Genomic DNA, 20,449 nt, shown 5'->3' with positions numbered 1-20,449 from the left:
GAAACAATACTTTGATGAATGAATGAAACTATACTCAATGGGCTACTGAACTTGTTCGCTATATTTGCTTCGTTGGCAAAAATAGAAAGTGACCAAGCGCGTCAGGCCGTCAATTCTTACTTAACCAGTCACTTTGGTATCCGCTCCCATAAAGAATATATGGAGCTATTTGATGAGATACAAAGTGTTTACGATGATCCGGACTTCGATATCGATAGAGAGAATGTTATTATCAACGTATGCAACCAGCTCAAGCCAAAATTGATCGCGGAAGACCAGTTATTGCTTCTTCTCCGTTTCATGGAGTTCGCCCATGGCAACAATGAAGGATTGAACGAGAATCTAGCCATTTTTCATAAGATCGCTACGATATTTAATATCGACACGGATACCTTCGACAATCTATACGCCTTTGTTGTCGGTAAAAAATCCCCCTCCATACTTACGATCAACGCTGATGATAGCGATAAAGACGTCAACCATATCTACAGAAGGGGGTTGGAGGACGAGATACGGGTGTTGAGACTGACCCAGTTCGACCGAATGGTCTTTATCTACCAAGGCAGCGGACGGGTATTCATGAACGATATCCCGCTTACTTCCGGAATCTTCTATGGCTGGCAACGCAGCAGCGTAATCAAAAGCCCGCTATTCTTGCCGGTTTATTATAGTGATGTCCTCGATGTATTCAATCAGAATGAGCATAAGGAACGTATTTTATTAACCGGGAGGGATATCGAGTTCAGCTTCAAGAATAGCGAGAACGGTATGCACAATTTCTCTTTCAACCTTGAATCCGGCCAGTTGGTAGCCATCATGGGAGGAAGCGGCGTTGGAAAGTCGACCTTGTTAAGCATCTTAAATGGGAATATTATCCCCGGAGAGGGAAATGTATGCCTGAACGGACATCCGCTGAGTGATCCGGAATGCAAGCAATTGATCGGTTTCGTGCCTCAGGATGACTTGCTGATCGAGGAGCTGACCGTATTCCAAAATCTATGGTATACCGCCCGCCTTTGTTTCGCAAACCTGACCGAAAAGGAGATCGAGGATCGTGTCAATACGATACTGGAGGATTTGGATCTGAGCAAGATCCGGGATTTGGCCGTCGGGTCTCCAATCCGGAAAACGATCAGCGGAGGGCAGCGTAAACGTTTAAATATAGCACTGGAACTTATCCGTGAGCCGGCGATCCTTTATTTGGATGAGCCTACCTCCGGCCTCTCGTCCACCGATTCCGAGAAGGTCATCATGCTGTTAAAGGAACAAACACACCGGGGACGGCTCGTGGTTGTCAATATCCACCAACCTTCGTCCGAGATCTATAAACTGTTCGACCGCCTATGGTTATTAGATACCGGCGGTTACCCGATTTACGACGGTAACCCGATCGAGGCGATCACCTACTTCAAACGGATTGCCAATTACACCGATCAGGATATCAGTGTTTGCGGCACCTGCGGAAATATCAATCCGGAACTAATCCTGACCATTATCGACGCAAAAAAGATAGACGATAGCGGGAACCAGACAAACATCCGGAAGATAACTTCAAAAGAATGGCATGAGTTATATGTAGCTTCCCGCCCGAAGTTCCAAGAGGTTAAGCCTACCCCCCTGCCCCCGAATCATCAGCAGAAGCCCTCGATCTGGAAGCAATTCTGTATCTTCTTGGAAAGAAACATAAAAACCAAGCTGACCAATAAGCAGTATTTGTGCATCGCCTTACTGGAGACTCCTTTATTGGCGGTGATCGTGGCCCTGCTCACCCGCTTCGTACCCGATGACGGGTATTCTTTGCTGGCGAACAAAAATCTGGTATCCTACATTTTCATGGCGGTGATTGTCGCTACTTTCACGGGATTAAGCATCAGCGCCGAAGAGATCATCAAGGACCGAACGCTCCTAAAGCGAGAACGATTCTTGCGATTGAGCCGAGGCAGTTATCTCTCGTCAAAGATGTTCTACCTGCTTTGTATCTCAGCGATCCAAAGTTTGCTATTCATAGTGGTAGGAAATTTATTGATAGGCATTGGAAGCGAGATGTTCCTTACTTGGTGGATCACGCTATGGGTAACCTCATTCCTCGCCAACCTGACAGGTTTGATACTATCGCAATCTTTAAACTCGATCGTAGCGATCTATATAACGATACCGCTGCTTTTAATCCCGCAGATTTTACTTTGCGGCTTAGTTGTCAAGTTCGACGATTTGAGCAGGAGCGCATCCAGCCGGAACATAGTGCCCCTTATCGGTGAGGTTATCCCCTCACGTTGGGCATTCGAGGCGTTGGTTACGGAACAATTCCGGAACAACAGCTACAACCGCCTATTTTTCACGGTCGAAAAAGAAAAGTTCCTAGCGCAATATTACCGGAATGTCCATGCCGACGAGGTGCGCAGCCTCATAAACAGCCTCAACCTGATCCCGGAGAAACGGGAAGAGAACACCCGGACGATCCACAACGAACTGGCCGTACTATCCCGTGCCGCCCGTATCGCCCCCTATACGTCCAAAGAGAGTTACGAGAGCTATATGGATAAAGTGGAAAAAGCCCTGCATACCCGTAGCGATAATTTCACGGCGTTATTAGAGAAAAAACGGAAAGAGGTCATTCAAGAACATGGCTCCGAATGGTTGAACACCTTGAAAAAAGAGCACCATAACTCGGCCATTGAGGAACTGGTACTTAACTCAACCAGTACCCAATTCTATAAGGAGGCTCACAACCGGATCTATCCTAAAATCGGGCAGATTTATCTGGAACCGGACAATAATTGGGGACGTGCGCCTTTCTATAGTCATGAGAAAAAATTCGCCGGTTATACATTTTCTACTTTTACATTTAATTTATTAATGTTAGGAATCTTTGCTTTATTAGTAATTATATCTATCTTCGCAGAGTTTCCCGGCAAGTATTTAAACAAAGGGAGCGATTAATGACAAAATATATAATCTAAAAATAAAGAATAACATGAAAAAGAGTTTTGTTAGCCTGCTAACCATAGCAGCGATTACATTTGGAATGGTATCTTGCAACAGCAGTAAAAAACAAGACGCCGCTGAGCAAAAAGTAGAGGAAGAAGCAGCTATCGCAGGAGAAGTATCTAAAGGTCTGCTTACTGCCGAGTTGAAAGACGAGGTTACTCGTTTCTTGAAAGATATGCCGGATTCGGAGTTGCCTTACAAAGTATCTACCGGCGAGGTTACGATCTCTGTCGCTAATACTGATTTTATGTTGCCGGTCAGCAAGGTTTCCGAATTGAACACACAAGCCCAGAAAGCACGTGCTTGCGGTATCTACTTCGCAGACTTGAACGTATTGAAGGCTATGAAAAAGCCGACTACAGATATCGAGAACGTATTGGTTAAATTGACTACGGATCTGGACATTCCATTCGCTATCGACATCATGAAAGAGTCCGCTCCCGCTAACGCCAGCAAAGAGGAGTTAAGCAAATTCATGAAAGACCAAGAAAACAAATTGATCGACGCTATGATGGAAAATGATAAGGCTGACGTTGAACTTGAGTTGTTAGGGGGCATGGCTGTAGAATATGCCATTGTATACGCAAACCCGGGCTTGGTTGTTAAAGGCGACGCTATTTCCGCCGGTTTGAGCGAGAATATGGAAAAACGTATCGGTATCATCCAGCAGATCACAGCCGACTTAGCTAAATATTATCCAGACTTGGAGCAATTAGGAACTACAATCGCTCCGTTAAGCGGAATGGTAGCAACCATAAATACGGCTCGTGAGTCAAAAGCTAAGATTGAGGAAATGCGTGCGAATCTATTGAAGTAATATAAACCTCATATCATAAAAAGTGTATGGTGATAACATCATACACTTTTTTTATATCCCTTCGGATATCACTGCAACAGGCCTTGCAATAGTACTGCAACCCTTATGCAGTAATGCTGCAGCACCTATGCAGTAACACTGCAACGCCCATGCAGTATCCTATATCTTATGAGTTTTGATAAGTACCTTATCCCCATTTTCCAGAGTAGTAGCGAAAAGATAGATAGTTCCTCCATCCACAATTTTAGTTCGCTTACGTAACTCATCCACCGAGAGGGGGAAATTACGGACTGTGATATTCGCTTGGGGAATCTGCCTCGACAAGGTCTTACATTGTTTATTCGTAAAGGGGACCACTTCGTCTACCACAAAAGAACGTCCCGGAAAACTAGGGACAACCTCATCCGACGTATATAAATGACTGCTGACATGCAATTTATTCAATCCAAAACGAGTGGCGACCGCTTTAAACGCACCCGCCTTCAAGATGGAAGCGTTCGGTTCGTATAAATAACGCTTGACTTCTCCACGGATGGAAGCGACAGCTTCCCGTTCTTCCACCAATGAGAACACAAACAATTCCGGCTCTTCCTCCGAAGTGAAATTCACGCAACAGATTTGAGGACTCCTGCCTTTCGATCCTCGCTCCAACACAAACAAAAGCTCCTTACATTCATTTTTCACCGAAAGCACCTGTATGGCTGTCACATCCGGAAGTAAATCCAACGTCATATGAATATCCGCCATCGGAGATAATTTAGCGATCACCTTAGGGGCATGACCAAACAAGACAGGAACCAACTTTGTCAAGTCCGGCTCGCAATCTTGCAGCGCAAAAACCCGCTTATTCCCCTCTCCCCTACGAGCCGGATCGATATAAAACACATCTATTCCATCGATCTTATCTATTAACTCCGTAGAATCGCCATTCAATACCGTTACGTTACCAACGTCTAGCACCTTGAAATTATGGATAGCCGCCTCGCAATAAGCGGGAAAGCGTTCGATATAGGTAACCTGCCGTACTTTTCGGGAGAAGAAATAGCTATCGATCCCCAATCCACCAGTCAAATCACATACATGTGCCTGTGGATCTACCAACCTCTGTTTGTACAAGGCAGTCTGTTCCGAGGAACATTGCTCCGCCGCTATCTTCGCCGGAAAAACCAGTCGATCGTTTTGATACCATGAAGGTAGTTTATCCTTGATCTGCCGCCGAGATTTTAATTGATCCACCACGAAAGGGATATCGATCCCCGGATAACGAGAGGCGGAAAGCAACAGACGATTCAAATCATCCGACGCATGTTCCTTGATAAATCGTGAAAGTTCCTCTATTTGTTCCATGCTTTGTCAACCTATACGTTCTTTAGGCAAAGTTAGCGTAAAACGGCTACCTTTACCATATTCTGACTTCAATTGTATCTCACCGCCGAAACGCTGCGCTATCACTTGGCAAATCGCCAGTCCGAGTCCGGTGCCTTGCGCAAACTCATCCAATTTGCAAAAACGATCAAAGACTTGCTTCTGTTTCTCCTCAGGGATGCCGATACCTGTGTCTTCTACATAGATATGAAGGCAGTCGCCTTTCGTACAGAAATAGTATCCAACTTCTATATAGCCCGAAGTCGTGAACTTGATGGCATTATTGATAAAATTAGACAATACTTGTTTCAGCCGATAAGGATCTACCGCCACAACCACCGGGATCTCGGGGACACGCATGCGTAGCTCTACCCCCTCGGGCATCATCAATTGGAAAGTACAATAGATTTCATTGATCAAGACATTCAAATCATGGCGATCGAAAACAAAACTCATCTTTCCAGATTCCATACGGGAAAGATCTAAAATATCATTGATCAGTTTCAATAGTAAGTCGGAGTTCGTATTAATCAACTTCACGAACTGCTCACGCTCTTCCGGCTCCAAGACCTCTTCCGAGTTCATTAAATTCGAGAAACCGACAATCGCATTCAGCGGCGTACGGATCTCATGGCTCATATTCGCCAAGAAAGCCGACTTCATCCGATCCGACTCCTCGGCTTTTTCCCTCGCAGAGATCAATACCTCCTCCGTATCCTTGATATTTTGGATATTCAAACATAAGCCATTGATTACATACCCATCATTCGCATCCTCTAAGCTTCCGTAACGAAATTCCCACCATTGATAACCTTTCCCGTTAAAATCGCAACGATATTGAAGGATATGATGAGAGATTGTACCCGTACAAATGAAATCAATTAAGGATCGCAAACTCTGCCTGTCGTCCGGATGGACCATCTCGTACAGCTCATCCAAAGGAATTTCCCGAGGAGAAGTATTCACATAGCTAAAGAACTCGTTGTCAAACCGGAAAGTTCCAGACTGTAATTTCCAAGCGAATATATTACCCCCTTCCAACGCTAAAGAAAGATGCTCTTTCTCCTGCTTTAAATTAGCGAGCACCTCTTTCCTTCGTCTTGCTTCCCGCCAATAGAGATAAAACAAATAACCGATCAATGCCAACAATAAGATCACACCCAAGGAAGAGGCGATAAAAACCTCTATCTTATACCGTTCGGAAATAGGCATATTTATGACATGAACATTAGTAGGGACCTCTTCCTTTGAAATACCTAAACGTTGCATCTCTACCCAATCATACAGATACTCTTTGGGACTCTCTACGATCGGAACGGAAGAGACAGGCGTACCGGAAAGAATTTTAGCCGCCAACCTAGCCTGTTCCGCCGCTTGTATGCGGTTCGAGCAAAAATAGCCTCCCAGAACTTCCACGTTTATATTAAAGATTTCCCGCACTGCCGTAAATGAAGGAGTCACGAACATCTTAGACAAGCCTGCGGATGTATAGTCATAACGGATATTGAAAAATACGCAATAAGGATAGGTACCATTAATATTACTCAATAAAAACTCCCCATTGGCTTTACGAAAAGGCATGAAATGGATTATATTTTTCGAAGGACGTATCGCCTTCATTCTCATCTCGGTTCTAAACATCATGGAATCCACCTTAAAGTCCGGATCATTTAATTGGAAAGCCAATTGATTATAATCCAACACATACCGGCTCGTATCGACCGCTTTTATCAACTCCCGGAAAGCCAACTGCCCTAAGGAGGTCTTATCATAATTGATATAAATGCGAGACTTTCCCATTTGCTGATCGATCAAACGAAGGTTCTCCTCATAATCAATCTTATCCCAGCTACCTGTTACATTCGGATATTCTTCCAGCAAATCCCAATTAGGGAAATTGACGCCAGAGAAAACAACCGGAACTTTCTTTACAAAAGGATGGCCGCATTTCATCAACGTATAGGTAGCCTGATCATCATTCACCAATATGATGTCGGGCTTCCAAAGACGGATCGTATCGATAAAGTTATACATCCGTTCCTCTTCCTCCTCAGCCATATAACACTCGCAGTCGAGATAAAACGTACGGATGTCCGCATTCACCCGATTTTTTCCCAGCTCTTTCCGGATATCTGAGTTTAATTCCAGATAGTTCTTATCATCCCACCGAAAAGATTGGATCACAAGCACACGGCTCCGCTTCGCCTCAGGTTTACACCCCAACGCTAATAAAAGCAGAATAAAAACACCCCCGACATTATTTAAGAATCTCATGTCCAAACTTTAAACAGTAAATGTGACAAAAGTACGACTATTTTCATTATTCACATTCATTAGCTGTATCTTTCTTTTCCCTCTTCCGTTCTAAAATGAATAAATATATAGGGATTGTCAAGGAAAAGCCGTATATTTGTCCATTGGTTGAAAACCTTGTAAACTGTATATTAACAAGATTAATTCTATTAGTAAATGGGAAGAGTATTAGTTATTGGTGCAGGGGGCGTAAGTACCGTTGCTGTTAAGAAAATAGCGATGAATGCGGATGTCTTCACGGATATCATGGTAGCTAGCCGTACGAAAAGTAAATGCGACAAGATCGCCGCCGATATCAAGAACGTGAAAGTGCAAACCGCACAGGTAGACGCAGACAACGTGCAAGAGCTTGTTGCCTTGTTTAACGCCTTCAAACCGGATTTGGTGGTAAATCTGGCCTTACCTTATCAAGATTTGCATATCATGGATGCTTGTCTGGAATACGGTGTTAGCTATTTAGATACGGCCAACTACGAACCGCTTGATGAAGCCAAATATCAATACAGCTGGCAATGGGCCTATAAAGATCGTTTCGAGAAAGCCGGTCTTACCGCTATCTTGGGATGTGGTTTCGATCCGGGGGTTACCGGCGTATATACAGCCTATGCGGCAAAGCATCATTTCGACGAGATACACTATCTGGATATCGTAGACTGCAACGCAGGAGATCACCATAAGGCATTCGCTACCAATTTCAATCCGGAAATCAATATCCGTGAGATTACTCAACGTGGCAAATATTTCGAGGATGGGGAATGGAAGGAGACCGATCCGTTAAGCGTACATAAAGCCTTGAATTATCCGAATGTAGGACCGAAAGAATCGTATTTGATGTATCACGAGGAATTGGAAAGTTTGACCAAAAACTTCCCGACCCTCAAACGGGCTCGTTTCTGGATGACTTTCGGACAGGAATACTTGACTCATCTACGTGTCATCCAAAATATCGGTATGGCTCGTATCGACCCGATCCTTTACAACGGGCAGGAAATCGTTCCGATCCAATTCTTAAAAGCCGTACTGCCGAACCCGGGTGATCTGGGAGAGAATTATACTGGCGAGACTTCCATCGGTTGCCGCATCCGTGGTATCAAGGACGGTAAGGAATTAACTTATTACGTATACAACAACTGTAGCCACCATGCCGCTTATCTAGAGACAGGAGCGCAAGGTGTTAGTTATACCACCGGTGTTCCCGCCATGATCGGCGCCAAATTATTTATGCAAGGCATTTGGAAGAAACCGGGTGTATGGAATGTGGAGGAATTCAATCCGGACCCATTCATGAAAGAGCTAAATGAGCAAGGTTTGCCTTGGCATGAATTGTTTAACATTGACTTAGAATTGTAATATGGCAATACAAATAGGCGATAAGGTTCCCGAGTTTTTGGGAACCGATCAAGACGGTAAAGAGGTAAAGATGAGTGACTATAAAGGGAAAAAAGTAGCGCTCTATTTTTATCCGAAAGATAATACGAGCGGTTGCACGGCGGAAGCATGCAGCTTACGTGACGGCTATCAAGCCTTACAAGCGAAAGGCTTCGAGATCATCGGAGTAAGTAAAGATAGCGCCAAATCGCATCAAGGCTTTATACAAAAGCAAAACTTACCTTTCCGTTTAATAGCGGACACAGACACGGCCTTACAAGAACAGTTTGGTGTGTGGGCTGAGAAAAAAATGTACGGACGTTCATACATGGGGACTCTCCGGACCACCTTTATCATTAACGAGGAAGGTATTGTTACCAATATCATCGGGCCGAAAGAGGTGAAGACAAAAGACCATGCAAATCAAATCCTTAATTTATAAGGGACACATATGGCAAAAGAAGAAAATTTGTTCGAAGAAAAAGCGAAAGAAGAAGGTGGTAAACCAGCCGCTAACACGGATAAGCTAAAAGCTTTACGTGCGGCAATGGATAAAATCGAGAAGAACTACGGAAAAGGTTCGATCATGAAACTGGGCGATGAAAGCATCGAGGATATCGAGGTGATACCGACAGGCTCTATCGCTTTAAACGCAGCGCTGGGCGTAGGTGGATATCCGAAAGGACGTATCGTCGAGATCTATGGTCCGGAATCTTCCGGTAAGACAACGATAGCGATCCATGCGATCGCCGAGGCGCAGAAAAAAGGAGGTATCGCCGCATTTATCGATGCGGAGCATGCTTTTGACCGTTTCTATGCCGAGAAGCTAGGCGTTGATGTAGAGAACCTATGGATCTCCCAGCCGGATAACGGTGAGCAGGCCTTGGAAATAGCCGAGCAATTGATCCGTTCATCCGCCGTAGATATCATTGTTATCGACTCCGTAGCCGCATTGACTCCTAAAGCCGAGATTGAGGGCGATATGGGAGACAGCAAGATGGGTCTGCAAGCTCGTCTAATGTCGCAAGCCCTTCGTAAGTTGACGGCCGCAATCAATAAGACGAATACGACCTGTATCTTCATCAACCAATTGCGTGATAAGATCGGTGTAATGTTCGGAAACCCTGAAACGACGACAGGTGGTAACGCATTGAAATTCTATGCTTCTGTCCGTTTGGATATCCGTAGTATTGGAAAGCTGAAAGATGGTGACGAGATCAAGGGAAACCAAGTGCGTGTGAAAGTTATAAAAAACAAGGTGGCCCCTCCATTCCGCAAGGCAGAGTTCGATATCATGTTCGGTCAAGGTATCTCCCGTTCCGGAGAGATCATCGATCTTGGTTCTGAACTGAATATCATCAAGAAGAGCGGTTCATGGTACAGCTACAATGATACCAAATTGGGACAGGGTCGTGATGCGGCAAAACAATGTGTCGAGGACAATCCCGAATTGGCAGACGAATTATCCGAATTAATATTTGAGGCATTAAAAGCCAACAAGTAATTTGCGGGGGCGGGCAAACCCCGCCCCTATACAAAATTGTAATGAGTAATAAAGACAAATATCGTTTACTTTGCAATACTGAAAAAAATATACCGATCTTCTCACATGACTGGTGGTTGGATACGGTTTGCGGAGAAAAAAAATGGGATGTCTTGCTTATAGAACAAAAGGGAAGGATACAGGCAACCCTCCCCCTTTACATCCCCCATTCCGATATTGTCTCAATGCCTTCTTACACCCAAACGATGGGCCCTTGGTTCGCCGCAAGTTCCTCCGACACGAAATATACGACCGAGTTAGGACGACGTCAAGAACTATGCAAACAATTCACGGAAGAACTAAAACGCTATCCGCACTTCCTGCAAAATTTCAATTATGACATTACGGATTGGCTTCCGTTTTATTGGGCGGGATATAACCAAACGACACGTTATACCTATTTATTAAAAAATATCCGGGATCATCAAGCGGTATGGGAGAATATGAGCCCCAATATCCGGCGAAATATTGCGAAAGCGCAGAATAAATACCATATATCCGTAAAAAAAGGGATTCCTTTGAATGAGTTCCTAGCTGTACAAGCCCAAACATTTGATCGCCAGCATGTACGAATCAAGGAAGACACGAATGTACTGAAAGACTTGATCGCCACTTGCCGGCAAAGAGGACAAGGTGATTTATGGGGAGGTTATGACGAGCAAGGCCATTTACATGCGGCCGCTTTCATCGTATGGCAAGATCGATCGGCTTACTATCTCGCAGGAGGAGGAAATCCGGCCTATAGAGGTTCCGGAGCGCAAAGCTACGTCCTGTGGGAATGTCTTCATTTCGTTTCTCAATTTACGACGGTATTTGATTTCGAAGGGTCTATGCTACCCGGAGTAGAACGTTTCTTCCGCGAGTTCGGAGCTATCCAAACCCCATTTTTCACAATATCTAGGGGGAAATTGAGTTTATTAGACAGAGCACGCATTAAACTAAGCAAATGGGTATGAAAAATCGCACTTTACATTATATAATACGTTTTCTTGTAGGAGATGATGTCCCTAGCGAACTGGTGGAAACGATCGGGTACACGGCTGATCCCAATAAATTCGACCGATATAACGTCGTTATCATTCCATCTGGCTTCTTTGATGGACAAACATACGGGACTCCCGCTTCCTTACCGGAACTCCCCTTGCAAGAGGTTCAAGGTATCCCCTTGTTATTCGGCTCGCCGAAAGAGGAATGGATAAGAGATACATGGGTGGTTCATGCCGATATCATCGCAAGTACTTATTTTCTCATTTCCAGATACGAGGAGATGGTACGGCGTGGACTTCGGGATGAGCATGGAAGATTTCCCGGTAAAGAGTCCTTGCCCTACCGGGCCGGTTTCCTGCATCGTCCGATCGTGGATGAATATCGCATGCTGCTTCATCGTTGGCTGCGCCAATCCCGGTTACGTGTACCCGAGGTAAAAAAGCAAATCCGGAAGATCTACCTCACGCACGACGTAGATTCTCCGACTCTATATCGTTCGTGGAAAGGTTTGATACGGTCTATTAGAGATAGAAGAGGTTTATATAAATCCTTTCAAGGTAAATTCGGTTCCCTTGAGAAAGACCCGTTTTATACCTTCCCTTGGTTTTTCCGCCAGAATAGTATCCTTCAGGACTTGATCGGGAAGGAACAATGTCACCCTATCCTATTTATCCGGAACGGGGGGAAAGCCAAGCACGACAAACCTCATTACGATTTGAGGAATAAAGATATTCGTAAATTGATAAAAAGTGCTTTAGAGCATAATGTAACTATTGGTTTGCATAGTAGCTACCAAGCGGGTACGACTCCCAGCCTTATCCGGAAAGAGAAAACCGGTCTGGAAGATCATATCGGTAAAAATGTTCGGTTCAACCGTCATCATTTCTTGGCAATCCGGGAACCGGAAGATATGGACCAAATAGAGGCTGCTGGGGTTACGGACGATTTCACCATGGGGTACGCCGATGTCTCCGGATTCCGGTTAGGGACTTGCTACCCGGTTCGTTGGATCAATCCGATCACCCGCCGGCTATCTCCTCTCCGACTACATCCGCTTATTATAATGGATTGTACCCTAGAGGAGGAGAAATATATGGGACTGGATTTTAACAGGGCTTTAACCTATTGCCGGAATTTAGTGGAACAAGTAAATAATGTAGGAGGTGAATTGGTTTTACTATGGCATAATGACTCCGTACAAGAAGGGTCCGGAAGTTATTTACGTAAATTATACGCCCAGCTATTAAAAGAATTAGCGAAGCAGTGAAAACAATAAAATCCCTGTATTCAAATAAATCAGAAAGAATGATTACTAATTGTAAAAATATTTTAGTCCTCGCCCCTCATACGGATGATGGGGAACTTGGGTTGGGGGGAACTATCTCACGCCTGATAGAAGATGGTAAAAAAGTGACCTATGTGGCTTTCTCCACCGCACAGCAATCGGTTCCCGAGGGTTTTCCGAAAGATATCTTGAAGACAGAGGTCAAGCAAGCGACCCAGACCTTAGGTATAGAACCGGAAAACCTAATCATATACAATTACGAAGTAAGAAAACTGGGATACGCAAGACAAGAGATATTAGAGGAGTTAATACGCCTGAAAAAAGTATCCGATTTTGACCTAGTCTTCATCCCTAGCTTGCACGACATCCACCAAGATCATACGACGATCGCCCAAGAGGGTCTACGGGCGTTCAAAAACACGAATATATTAGGTTATGAGTTAATCTGGAACAACCTGACATTCAATACACAATGTTTTGTAAGGCTGGAAGAGCGCCATATCGACGCAAAGGTAGAATCATTGAAAGCCTATAAATCGCAAGGAGCGAGAGATTATCTATCCAAGGACTTTATCTATTCATTAGCAAGAGCACGGGGCGTCCAAGCAGGATGTACCTATGCGGAAGCGTTTGAAGTCATTCGTCTATTCTTATAACCCTGATTGAATCCATGAATAAACTCCTTATCATATGTGATATGTTCCCACCCGCTTTCGCCCCCAGAATGGGATATCTATGCAAATATTTGACACGCATGGGATGGGAAGTTACCGTAGTGACAGAATACATAGAAGACAATACATTCGAATTCCTTACGGGGTATGCGGACGTGTATTGCGTCCGCTACTACAAAGCATCAGGAAAGATCTCAAAGCATATCGAATGGATGTGGGTCATGTTTCTAGACATCTTGTTTGGTTATAAAGACATGAAAATAATCAACGCATGTATTCCCTTAATAAAGACCAACCAGTACAAAGGAATATTGTGTAGCACATACCGTACCTTTCCTTTAACCGCCGCCAAGACGTTAGCGATCCATACCAACCTCCCTTTCGTCGTGGATTTACGAGATATTATCGAGCAATACGCCTCCAACGAATATATATCGCATAAATTCCATACATTTTCATGGCTAGACGCATTCATCACAAAGCGATTTCGCAAACGGTTACTTAGAAAGCGGAATAACGCTTTGGAGGTAGCGGATTGTGTCACGACCGTATCGCCTTGGCACGTGGAGGTACTTAAACAATATAATCCCAATGTAAAACTGATTTATAACGGATTCGATCCCGAGTTGTTCTATCCGCAACAAATCAAGACCTCCCGGTTTATCATTACCTATACCGGACGGTTGTTAAGTTTAGCGATCCGAAATCCGGAGTTATTATTTGCGGCCATCGCCCGTCTTACGGAGGACAAGGTCATTATCCCCGAAACTTTTCGAGTTGTATGGTATACCGATCAAGAGTCCCGCTCCATCATCCGCCAAGAGGCCGAACAACATGGGGTGCAATCTTTCATGGATTACCATGAGTATGTACCGGCATCCGATATTCCCCTCATCTTGAACAAAAGCTCGGTGCTGCTTTCCTTGACGAATAAGTTTGACACGTCTGGTCCAAAAGGCTTCATGACAACTAAGTTCTTTGAATCGCTTGCGGTAGAAAAACCCATCTTATGCGTACAGAGTGACGAGGCTTACCTCGCCGAAGCCATCAAGGAGACCCATTCCGGACTGGCCGCAACCCGGGTAGACGAGGTGTACGATTTCTTGAAACATTACTATGAGGAATGGCAGGAAAAAGGATATACGACCTCGCCCGTCAATCGGGATAAGCTATCGAATTATTCCCGGAAAGAGCAAGCTAGCCAATTTGCGCGTATATTTGAGGAGATTTAAGCAGATGGATAAATACCTCAACATAGTATCGTTCAATATACCTTATCCCGCCAATTACGGAGGGGTCATTGATGTGTATTATAAACTGGAGGCCTTGCATGCATGCGGCGTGAAACTCATATTACATTGTTTCGAATATGAACGTCCGCACGCACCGGAATTAGAAAGCATTTGCGACAAGGTTTTCTATTATAAACGCCGTACCGGGGTAATCGCTAATTTAACATGGCTCCCTTACAATGTATATAGCCGTAAAGATCATCGCTTGATCGAGAATCTTTTACAAAATGATTACCCGATCTTATTTGAGGGCCTCCACTCCTGCTATTATATGGACGATCCCCGTTTAAGAAACCGGATGAAGATATTCCGGGAGTGCAATATCGAGCACGATTATTATCGCCACTTGGCAAAGTCTGGCAAAGGATTGGTTCGCAATGCCTTTTTCAAGATCGAGGCCATGCGCTTCCAAGCCTATCAGAAAGTAGCACAGTACGCAAATCTGATAATCGCCGTATCCACGACAGACGCAGACTATTTACGAAAACAATTTCCCAATCAAAGGATCGAGTTCGTTCCTTGTTTCCACGAGAATAACCGGATTACGGCCAAACCGGGAAAATCCGATTATATTTTATATCATGGCAAGTTATCCGTTATCGAGAATGAGCGAGCCGTGTTATTTCTCACCAAGCATGTTTTCAGCCAATTAAAACATACCTGCATAATAGCGGGCATGAACCCGACCCGTTTGATACGAGAGGCAGCCGCCCCTTACCCACATATAAAAGTAGAAGCAAATCCCAGTAAGGAACGTATGGACGCATTGATCCACAACGCACAAATTCATATGCTAATCACATTTCAAGATACCGGCCTAAAACTAAAGCTTTTGAACAGCTTATTCGCCGGAAGGCATACGATTGTCAATCATCTCATGCTAGCGGGTAGCGGATTAGATCCTTTATGCCATATCGCCGATACGCCGGATGAGATGATACGGGCTTGCGAACAATTAATGGCCCTACCTATAGATAAAGAGGCGATAGATAAACGAAAACAATTATTGTTCCCTGCTTTTTCTAATGAAGATCAGGGGATACGTTTATACAAGATGATATATGATGAAAGAGAATAGAAGTGATTTATTACATACATTAACCGAACGTTTGAAAGCGATCGACTATAATAAATTACCTATCAGCGATTATAATAAGCGATACATCGGCAACTTAAAGCCGGCGTTAAGCTATTTCATGCATATATACGCAGATTGCCTACAAAGAGGACTTCAAGCGATACAAACCCCTATCTCCGATGTCACGCTAATCGATTATGGAGGAGGAACCGGCTTCCTTAGTATTCTGGCGAAATCCATAGGAATAGGACAAGTTATTTATATTGATCTTAACCCATCTTCCGTGGAGACGATCCAGCTATTGAAACAAATAATAGGAATAGGCCCCGATACCATACTCCATGGAGATTCAGATGTTCTTGCGGACTGGTGCGCAAGGAACAAAGTCTCCCCCCAACTTTTAATCGCTACGGACCTGATAGAACATGTCTATGATTTATCTTTGTTCTTCAAGGATTTAATCCATATAAACGATTCCATGTATCTACTATTCACGACAGCCTCTACACCATTCAACCCGTATGTCCAACAACGGTTACATAAGATGATGATCGGATGCGAAAGTGGATCTTTGGAATCCCCCAACTATTATACATTACGAGAGCAATTCATAACGAAACTTTGCCCGGCTTTCTCCCCAAAAGAAGTAGAGACATGGGCCCGGCAGACTAGAGGCTTGACCTATCCCGATATCCAAAAAGCGATCGAGAAAAAGAGTTTACCAAGCCCGGAAGACCCATACAATACTTGCGACCCGGCTACAGGTAATTGGGCCGAACGAATCCTTCCCATACAGACTTATGAGGACTTATTGGCACCCTACCAGTTCAAGCTTAAAGTAGAGAAAGGATTTTATAACGCAGACCGAAACAACCCAGTTCTTTCTTTGATATGCAAAGGTATCAACGCATTGATCCGCAACAGCGGCTCCTTTGGTTTTCTATTGGCACCATTCATCATTCTCTCCTGCGGCAAGGAGCGAGCAGATGCCATCTAGAACATATTCACGGGTCAAGTCCTCTGCTTTCAAGATTTGGTCGTTCCACTGCAATAAATCAATATCTATCGGCACACGCCCACAAGATTTATCTTCCGGCTTACGGCCGATGCAGCATTCTATATCTTTCAAGACATCCTTTATTCGCGCCGGACTCTCCTCGCTATACAAAACAGCCACTCGATTCAAAAATGTAGTTGATAATGGACAATCGATCGGTTCCGTATAAACTGGCTGAGAAAACTGTATAAAAACAAAATGAGCACGCAGCATCTCCGCCGCGCGCTCCATATTTTTCTCTTTATCCCAATTAGAGCCTAAGCACAATAGAACCCGGTTTCGTTTATTCTCCATCTCCGGCTAAAAGCGTTTAGTCATTCTTATGATTATTCAAGAATGTATTGATAAAACCGATCAACTTCACGAAAGAAGCGGAAAATTGTCCGGTATCGCTATTACGGATAGAGATAAATTTCTCCTTACCTTCCGTGGTAAATGAAACCTGATACATGATATCCCCTAAATCCCGGTTCGTCTCCTCCTCAAAGCCATAAGAGTCTTTCATCTTAAAGAAATTACATTTTTGCAGAATCGGTTTTAAAGAAGCAAACTCCTCGTCAGTTAATGTCCCCTCCACAATTTTAGGATCTCGTTTCTTGGCGAAATTATCCATATAATAATTATACTCCTCGATACGGAATGTCTTGTCACTATCAAACAGAACCATTAGTTTGTAGTTATCTACACTTTCCATACTATAACTAAAAGAGAAATCCTTCAATTCTTTTTTACAGCCTGTAAAACAAGCAGACAGAAGAACCAATAAGGTGGCGAACAAAGTAATTCGTAGTTTCATTTGTCTAAAGTTGAAATTTGTGGCACAAACATACATAAAATACTCGAAAAACAACCCATGGAAATAAAAAAAATACCTATTAGTTGGTATTGGTGGTACGAAGTTTTCAAGCTACCTTCGCGTAACATTTAATAGGACATGAGATTATCAGAACTTCGCACAGGCGATAAAGGTGTTATAGTAAAGGTAATGGGTCGCGGAGCTTTCCGCAAACGCATTATCGAGATGGGATTTATCAGAGGGAAAGAAGTGATCGTTATACAAAACGCTCCGCTCAAAGACCCCATTCACTATCGTGTAATGGGATATGATGTCTCATTGCGACGCTCGGACGCCGCATTGATCGAAGTCGTTAGCGCAGCGGATTTCGAGAAGGAACAAGCTACCTCGGTACAAGATACGAACAGGAGCGCAGACTCTTTTATCCTGCCTTCCGGCAATGAATTGCAAGCCATCGCATTACATAAAGGAAAAACAATTAACGTAGCCTTGGTTGGTAATCCGAACTGCGGAAAGACCTCTCTTTTCAATTTTGCGTCCGGAGCACATGAGCATGTGGGTAACTATAGCGGCGTGACCGTAGATGCCAAGGAAGGAACCTTCCAACAGAATGGCTATACATTCCGCATCGTAGATTTACCGGGTACTTACTCCCTATCCGCTTACACGCCGGAAGAATTATACGTGCGCAAGCATTTGAATGAAGAGCAACCGGACGTGGTGATCAATGTTATCGACGCATCCAATCTGGAGCGAAACCTATATTTGACCGCCCAACTGATCGATATGGACGTTCGCATGGTAATCGCCTTAAACATGTATGATGAGCTGGAACGCCATGGTAATAAATTCGATCATGAGTCCTTAGCGAAAATGATCGGGGCACCGATTATCCCGACCGTAAGTAAAACGGGCTTTGGCATAGAGGATTTGTTTAACCGTGTAATCAAGGTATACGAAGAAGAAGATCCTGTCATCCGTCATATCCATATTAATTACGGAGAGTCTTTAGAGAAAGGGATCAGCAACGTTAGGAAGACCTTGAAAAATAGCGTGGATATACCCAAAAGCTTGTCAAAGCGTTATCTATCTATCAAGCTATTAGAGGGAGACCGGGAGATAGAGACATTTATAAAAACGCTGCCCGGTGCCGAAACGATCTTCCAAGAAAGAGACCGTAATACAGCCCTAATAGAAAAGTTATTGCAAGAGGATTGTGAGACCGCATTCACGAACGCACGCTATGGCTTTATTTCCGGAGCGTTGCGTGAGACTTACGAGCAAAATACGATCAAAGAGGCAACGAGTACGCAGATCATCGATCTATTCGTCACGCATAAAGTCTTAGGTTTCCCTATCTTTATCCTATTCATGTGGATCATGTTCGAGGCCACTTTCCGTTTGGGAGGCTATCCGATGGAATGGATAGAGGCATTGGTCGAGGTGATCGGTAATTTCGTGCGCAGCCATATGTCGGAAGGACCTTTGAAGGATCTTCTCGTGGATGGTATCATCGGTGGCGTGGGAGGTGTTATCGTGTTCCTGCCGAATATCTTGATTCTGTATATGTTCATATCGTTCATGGAAGACTCCGGATATATGGCACGTGCGGCTTTTATCATGGATAAGATCATGCATAAGATGGGACTGCATGGAAAGTCGTTCATCCCTTTAGTGATGGGATTCGGTTGTAATGTTCCTGCTATCATGGCCTCCCGTACGATAGAGAGCCGTAATAGCCGGATGATAACGATGTTGGTAAATCCGTTGATGAGCTGTAGCGCCCGCCTGCCGGTTTATGTATTGCTGACCGGGGCGTTTTTCCCGAAGAACGCCAGCTTTGTGTTATTAGCTTTATATGTATCCGGAATCTTGCTGGCAGTTATCATGGCCCGTCTTTTCAAACGCTTCCTGTTTAACGAGGAGGATGTTCCTTTCGTAATGGAACTCCCCCCCTATCGGATGCCTACCGGCAAATCCATCATGATCCATATGTGGGAGAAAGCGAAACAATACTTGCACAAGATGGGAGGTATCATCTTGGTCGCTTCTATCATCATCTGGTTCCTTGGGTATTTCCCCAGACATTCGGAGAGCGGAGATCAGTTTGATCGCCAGATAGCGGAGATCGAAAATACGGAGTTGGATTCTCAAGAAAAAACAGATACGATAGAGGAGTTAGAACGCTTGAAGGCAATCGACCACCAACAAAATTCGTATATCGGGCGTATCGGCCAGACGATTCAACCGATCTTGGCTCCTTTAGGATTCGATTGGAAAATGAGTGTAAGCCTACTTACCGGTATGGCGGCGAAAGAAGTTGTTGTCAGCACGTTAAGCGTATTATACACGGGGAATGCCGATGATGACAGCCAAGCCCTGTCGGAGCGTTTGAAGCAAGACCGTAACGCAGAAGGTAATTTGGTATTCACACCGCTCATAGCGATTAGCTTAATGCTTTTCGTCTTGATTTATTTTCCGTGCATAGCAACTATATCGGCTATTGTCAACGAGTCTGGCTCATGGAAATGGGGTATATTCGTTATCATTTATACTTGTGTCCTAGCATGGATCGTTTCTTTCATTGTTTATCAAACGGGGAATTTCTTTGTGGGTTTATTCAGCTAAGAACTTTCCTATGTTTTATTTAGTTATATATAGGAGGTAAATTTATAGGTATGTGGCAAGATATAGCAGTTTGCGTTATTGGTATCTCGGTTATCGGATATATCGCATATAAGGTTTATCGAATGCTTACGAAACCGAAATCCAGTGATCCTTGCTGTGGGTGTAGTGGGTGTTCGTTGAAAAAAGAAATGAACAAAATAAATAAAAGAAATATCATGTATTGAAGATGATATTCAGTACATGACTTTCTTTATTATC

Annotated in this window: 17 protein-coding genes; 13 read left to right on the top strand and 4 right to left on the bottom strand. The window is 44.0% G+C overall.

Going from position 1 to position 20,449, the window contains the following annotated elements:
* The first annotated feature begins 18 nt into the window (after nucleotides 1–18).
* A complete protein-coding gene (locus NBH07_RS00870; protein WP_009017851.1) occupies nucleotides 19–2,940 on the top strand; it encodes an ATP-binding cassette domain-containing protein in 2,922 nt (973 codons plus the stop codon).
* A 34-nt stretch (nucleotides 2,941–2,974) separates the two neighbouring features.
* Entirely contained in the window at nucleotides 2,975–3,805 is an 831-nt protein-coding gene (locus tag NBH07_RS00865) for a hypothetical protein (protein WP_005868153.1), read from the top strand.
* Nucleotides 3,806–3,964: 159 nt separating this feature from the next.
* On the opposite strand, the gene NBH07_RS00860 is transcribed toward NBH07_RS00865, so the two are convergent.
* Together NBH07_RS00860 and NBH07_RS00855 are read right to left on the bottom strand one after the other, a co-directional pair.
* Entirely contained in the window at nucleotides 3,965–5,152 is a 1,188-nt protein-coding gene (locus tag NBH07_RS00860) for a THUMP-like domain-containing protein (RefSeq protein ID WP_009017850.1), read from the bottom strand.
* Between the two features lie 6 nt (nucleotides 5,153–5,158).
* A complete protein-coding gene (locus tag NBH07_RS00855; RefSeq protein WP_009017849.1) occupies nucleotides 5,159–7,444 on the bottom strand; it encodes a sensor histidine kinase in 2,286 nt (761 codons plus the stop codon).
* A 195-nt stretch (nucleotides 7,445–7,639) separates the two neighbouring features.
* Between NBH07_RS00855 and NBH07_RS00850 the strand changes: the two genes are divergently transcribed.
* From NBH07_RS00850 to NBH07_RS00810, 9 genes are read left to right on the top strand one after another with little or no spacing between them, the layout of a single operon-like run.
* On the top strand, nucleotides 7,640–8,833 hold the full coding sequence (locus NBH07_RS00850) for a saccharopine dehydrogenase family protein (protein ID WP_005856184.1): 1,194 nt from the start codon (nucleotides 7,640–7,642) through the stop codon (nucleotides 8,831–8,833).
* A 1-nt stretch (nucleotide 8,834) separates the two neighbouring features.
* Entirely contained in the window at nucleotides 8,835–9,293 is a 459-nt protein-coding gene (bcp, locus tag NBH07_RS00845; protein ID WP_009017848.1) for a thioredoxin-dependent thiol peroxidase, read from the top strand.
* Nucleotides 9,294–9,302: 9 nt separating this feature from the next.
* Nucleotides 9,303–10,355: a recombinase RecA gene (gene recA, locus NBH07_RS00840; RefSeq protein ID WP_008771841.1), complete on the top strand. Its 1,053-nt coding sequence runs from the start codon at nucleotides 9,303–9,305 to the stop codon at nucleotides 10,353–10,355.
* A 41-nt stretch (nucleotides 10,356–10,396) separates the two neighbouring features.
* Nucleotides 10,397–11,350 carry a GNAT family N-acetyltransferase gene (locus NBH07_RS00835; RefSeq protein WP_009017847.1) on the top strand — a complete coding sequence of 318 codons (954 nt, stop codon included), beginning with the start codon at nucleotides 10,397–10,399 and terminating at the stop codon, nucleotides 11,348–11,350.
* Nucleotides 11,341–12,648, top strand: a complete 1,308-nt coding sequence (gene vimE / locus NBH07_RS00830) for a UDP-2,3-diacetamido-2,3-dideoxy-alpha-D-glucuronate deacetylase VimE (protein WP_009017846.1) — start codon at nucleotides 11,341–11,343, stop codon at nucleotides 12,646–12,648. Before NBH07_RS00835 ends, vimE begins: the two co-directional genes overlap by 10 nt.
* Before the next feature lie 38 nt (nucleotides 12,649–12,686).
* Nucleotides 12,687–13,322, top strand: a complete 636-nt coding sequence (locus NBH07_RS00825) for a PIG-L deacetylase family protein (RefSeq protein ID WP_009017845.1) — start codon at nucleotides 12,687–12,689, stop codon at nucleotides 13,320–13,322.
* A 14-nt stretch (nucleotides 13,323–13,336) separates the two neighbouring features.
* Entirely contained in the window at nucleotides 13,337–14,572 is a 1,236-nt protein-coding gene (locus tag NBH07_RS00820) for a glycosyltransferase (protein WP_005856164.1), read from the top strand.
* A gap of 4 nt (nucleotides 14,573–14,576) precedes the next feature.
* The gene (locus NBH07_RS00815) at nucleotides 14,577–15,710 is read left to right on the top strand and encodes a glycosyltransferase family protein (RefSeq protein ID WP_005856162.1); all 1,134 of its coding nucleotides are present in this window, start codon (nucleotides 14,577–14,579) and stop codon (nucleotides 15,708–15,710) included.
* Nucleotides 15,694–16,707: a class I SAM-dependent methyltransferase gene (locus NBH07_RS00810; protein WP_005856160.1), complete on the top strand. Its 1,014-nt coding sequence runs from the start codon at nucleotides 15,694–15,696 to the stop codon at nucleotides 16,705–16,707. The genes NBH07_RS00815 and NBH07_RS00810 overlap by 17 nt, the downstream gene beginning before the upstream one ends.
* Here the strand turns inward: NBH07_RS00810 and NBH07_RS00805 are convergent.
* Entirely contained in the window at nucleotides 16,651–17,061 is a 411-nt protein-coding gene (locus NBH07_RS00805) for a 2-amino-4-hydroxy-6-hydroxymethyldihydropteridine diphosphokinase (protein ID WP_005856158.1), read from the bottom strand. The two genes, NBH07_RS00810 and NBH07_RS00805, sit on opposite strands and share 57 nt — an antisense overlap.
* A 16-nt stretch (nucleotides 17,062–17,077) precedes the next feature.
* Nucleotides 17,078–17,563, bottom strand: a complete 486-nt coding sequence (locus tag NBH07_RS00800) for a hypothetical protein (protein WP_039848686.1) — start codon at nucleotides 17,561–17,563, stop codon at nucleotides 17,078–17,080.
* A gap of 138 nt (nucleotides 17,564–17,701) precedes the next feature.
* On the opposite strand from NBH07_RS00800, the gene feoB reads away from it, so the two are divergent.
* A complete protein-coding gene (feoB, locus tag NBH07_RS00795) occupies nucleotides 17,702–20,191 on the top strand; it encodes a ferrous iron transport protein B (protein WP_009017843.1) in 2,490 nt (829 codons plus the stop codon).
* Between the two features lie 50 nt (nucleotides 20,192–20,241).
* The gene (locus tag NBH07_RS22435; protein ID WP_086000743.1) at nucleotides 20,242–20,415 is read left to right on the top strand and encodes a FeoB-associated Cys-rich membrane protein; all 174 of its coding nucleotides are present in this window, start codon (nucleotides 20,242–20,244) and stop codon (nucleotides 20,413–20,415) included.
* Nucleotides 20,416–20,449 lie beyond the last annotated feature (34 nt).

Origin of the sequence: Parabacteroides sp. B2-S-102, from assembly GCF_023656665.1 — a bacterium.
Classification (GTDB): Bacteria; Bacteroidota; Bacteroidia; order Bacteroidales; family Tannerellaceae; genus Parabacteroides; species Parabacteroides distasonis.
This window is presented reverse-complemented; position numbering and strand designations above follow the sequence as displayed.

Bases quoted from the DNA above. Each gene is read 5' to 3' on its own strand.
- NBH07_RS00870 (WP_009017851.1), top strand. From the start codon at position 19: ATGAATGAAACTATACTCAATGGGCTACTGAACTTGTTCGCTATATTT.
- NBH07_RS00865 (WP_005868153.1), top strand. From the start codon at position 2,975: ATGAAAAAGAGTTTTGTTAGCCTGCTAACCATAGCAGCGATTACATTT.
- NBH07_RS00860 (WP_009017850.1), bottom strand. From the start codon at position 5,152: ATGGAACAAATAGAGGAACTTTCACGATTTATCAAGGAACATGCGTCG.
- NBH07_RS00855 (WP_009017849.1), bottom strand. From the start codon at position 7,444: ATGAGATTCTTAAATAATGTCGGGGGTGTTTTTATTCTGCTTTTATTA.
- NBH07_RS00850 (WP_005856184.1), top strand. From the start codon at position 7,640: ATGGGAAGAGTATTAGTTATTGGTGCAGGGGGCGTAAGTACCGTTGCT.
- bcp (WP_009017848.1), top strand. From the start codon at position 8,835: ATGGCAATACAAATAGGCGATAAGGTTCCCGAGTTTTTGGGAACCGAT.
- recA (WP_008771841.1), top strand. From the start codon at position 9,303: ATGGCAAAAGAAGAAAATTTGTTCGAAGAAAAAGCGAAAGAAGAAGGT.
- NBH07_RS00835 (WP_009017847.1), top strand. From the start codon at position 10,397: ATGAGTAATAAAGACAAATATCGTTTACTTTGCAATACTGAAAAAAAT.
- vimE (WP_009017846.1), top strand. From the start codon at position 11,341: ATGGGTATGAAAAATCGCACTTTACATTATATAATACGTTTTCTTGTA.
- NBH07_RS00825 (WP_009017845.1), top strand. From the start codon at position 12,687: ATGATTACTAATTGTAAAAATATTTTAGTCCTCGCCCCTCATACGGAT.
- NBH07_RS00820 (WP_005856164.1), top strand. From the start codon at position 13,337: ATGAATAAACTCCTTATCATATGTGATATGTTCCCACCCGCTTTCGCC.
- NBH07_RS00815 (WP_005856162.1), top strand. From the start codon at position 14,577: ATGGATAAATACCTCAACATAGTATCGTTCAATATACCTTATCCCGCC.
- NBH07_RS00810 (WP_005856160.1), top strand. From the start codon at position 15,694: ATGATGAAAGAGAATAGAAGTGATTTATTACATACATTAACCGAACGT.
- NBH07_RS00805 (WP_005856158.1), bottom strand. From the start codon at position 17,061: ATGGAGAATAAACGAAACCGGGTTCTATTGTGCTTAGGCTCTAATTGG.
- NBH07_RS00800 (WP_039848686.1), bottom strand. From the start codon at position 17,563: ATGAAACTACGAATTACTTTGTTCGCCACCTTATTGGTTCTTCTGTCT.
- feoB (WP_009017843.1), top strand. From the start codon at position 17,702: ATGAGATTATCAGAACTTCGCACAGGCGATAAAGGTGTTATAGTAAAG.
- NBH07_RS22435 (WP_086000743.1), top strand. From the start codon at position 20,242: ATGTGGCAAGATATAGCAGTTTGCGTTATTGGTATCTCGGTTATCGGA.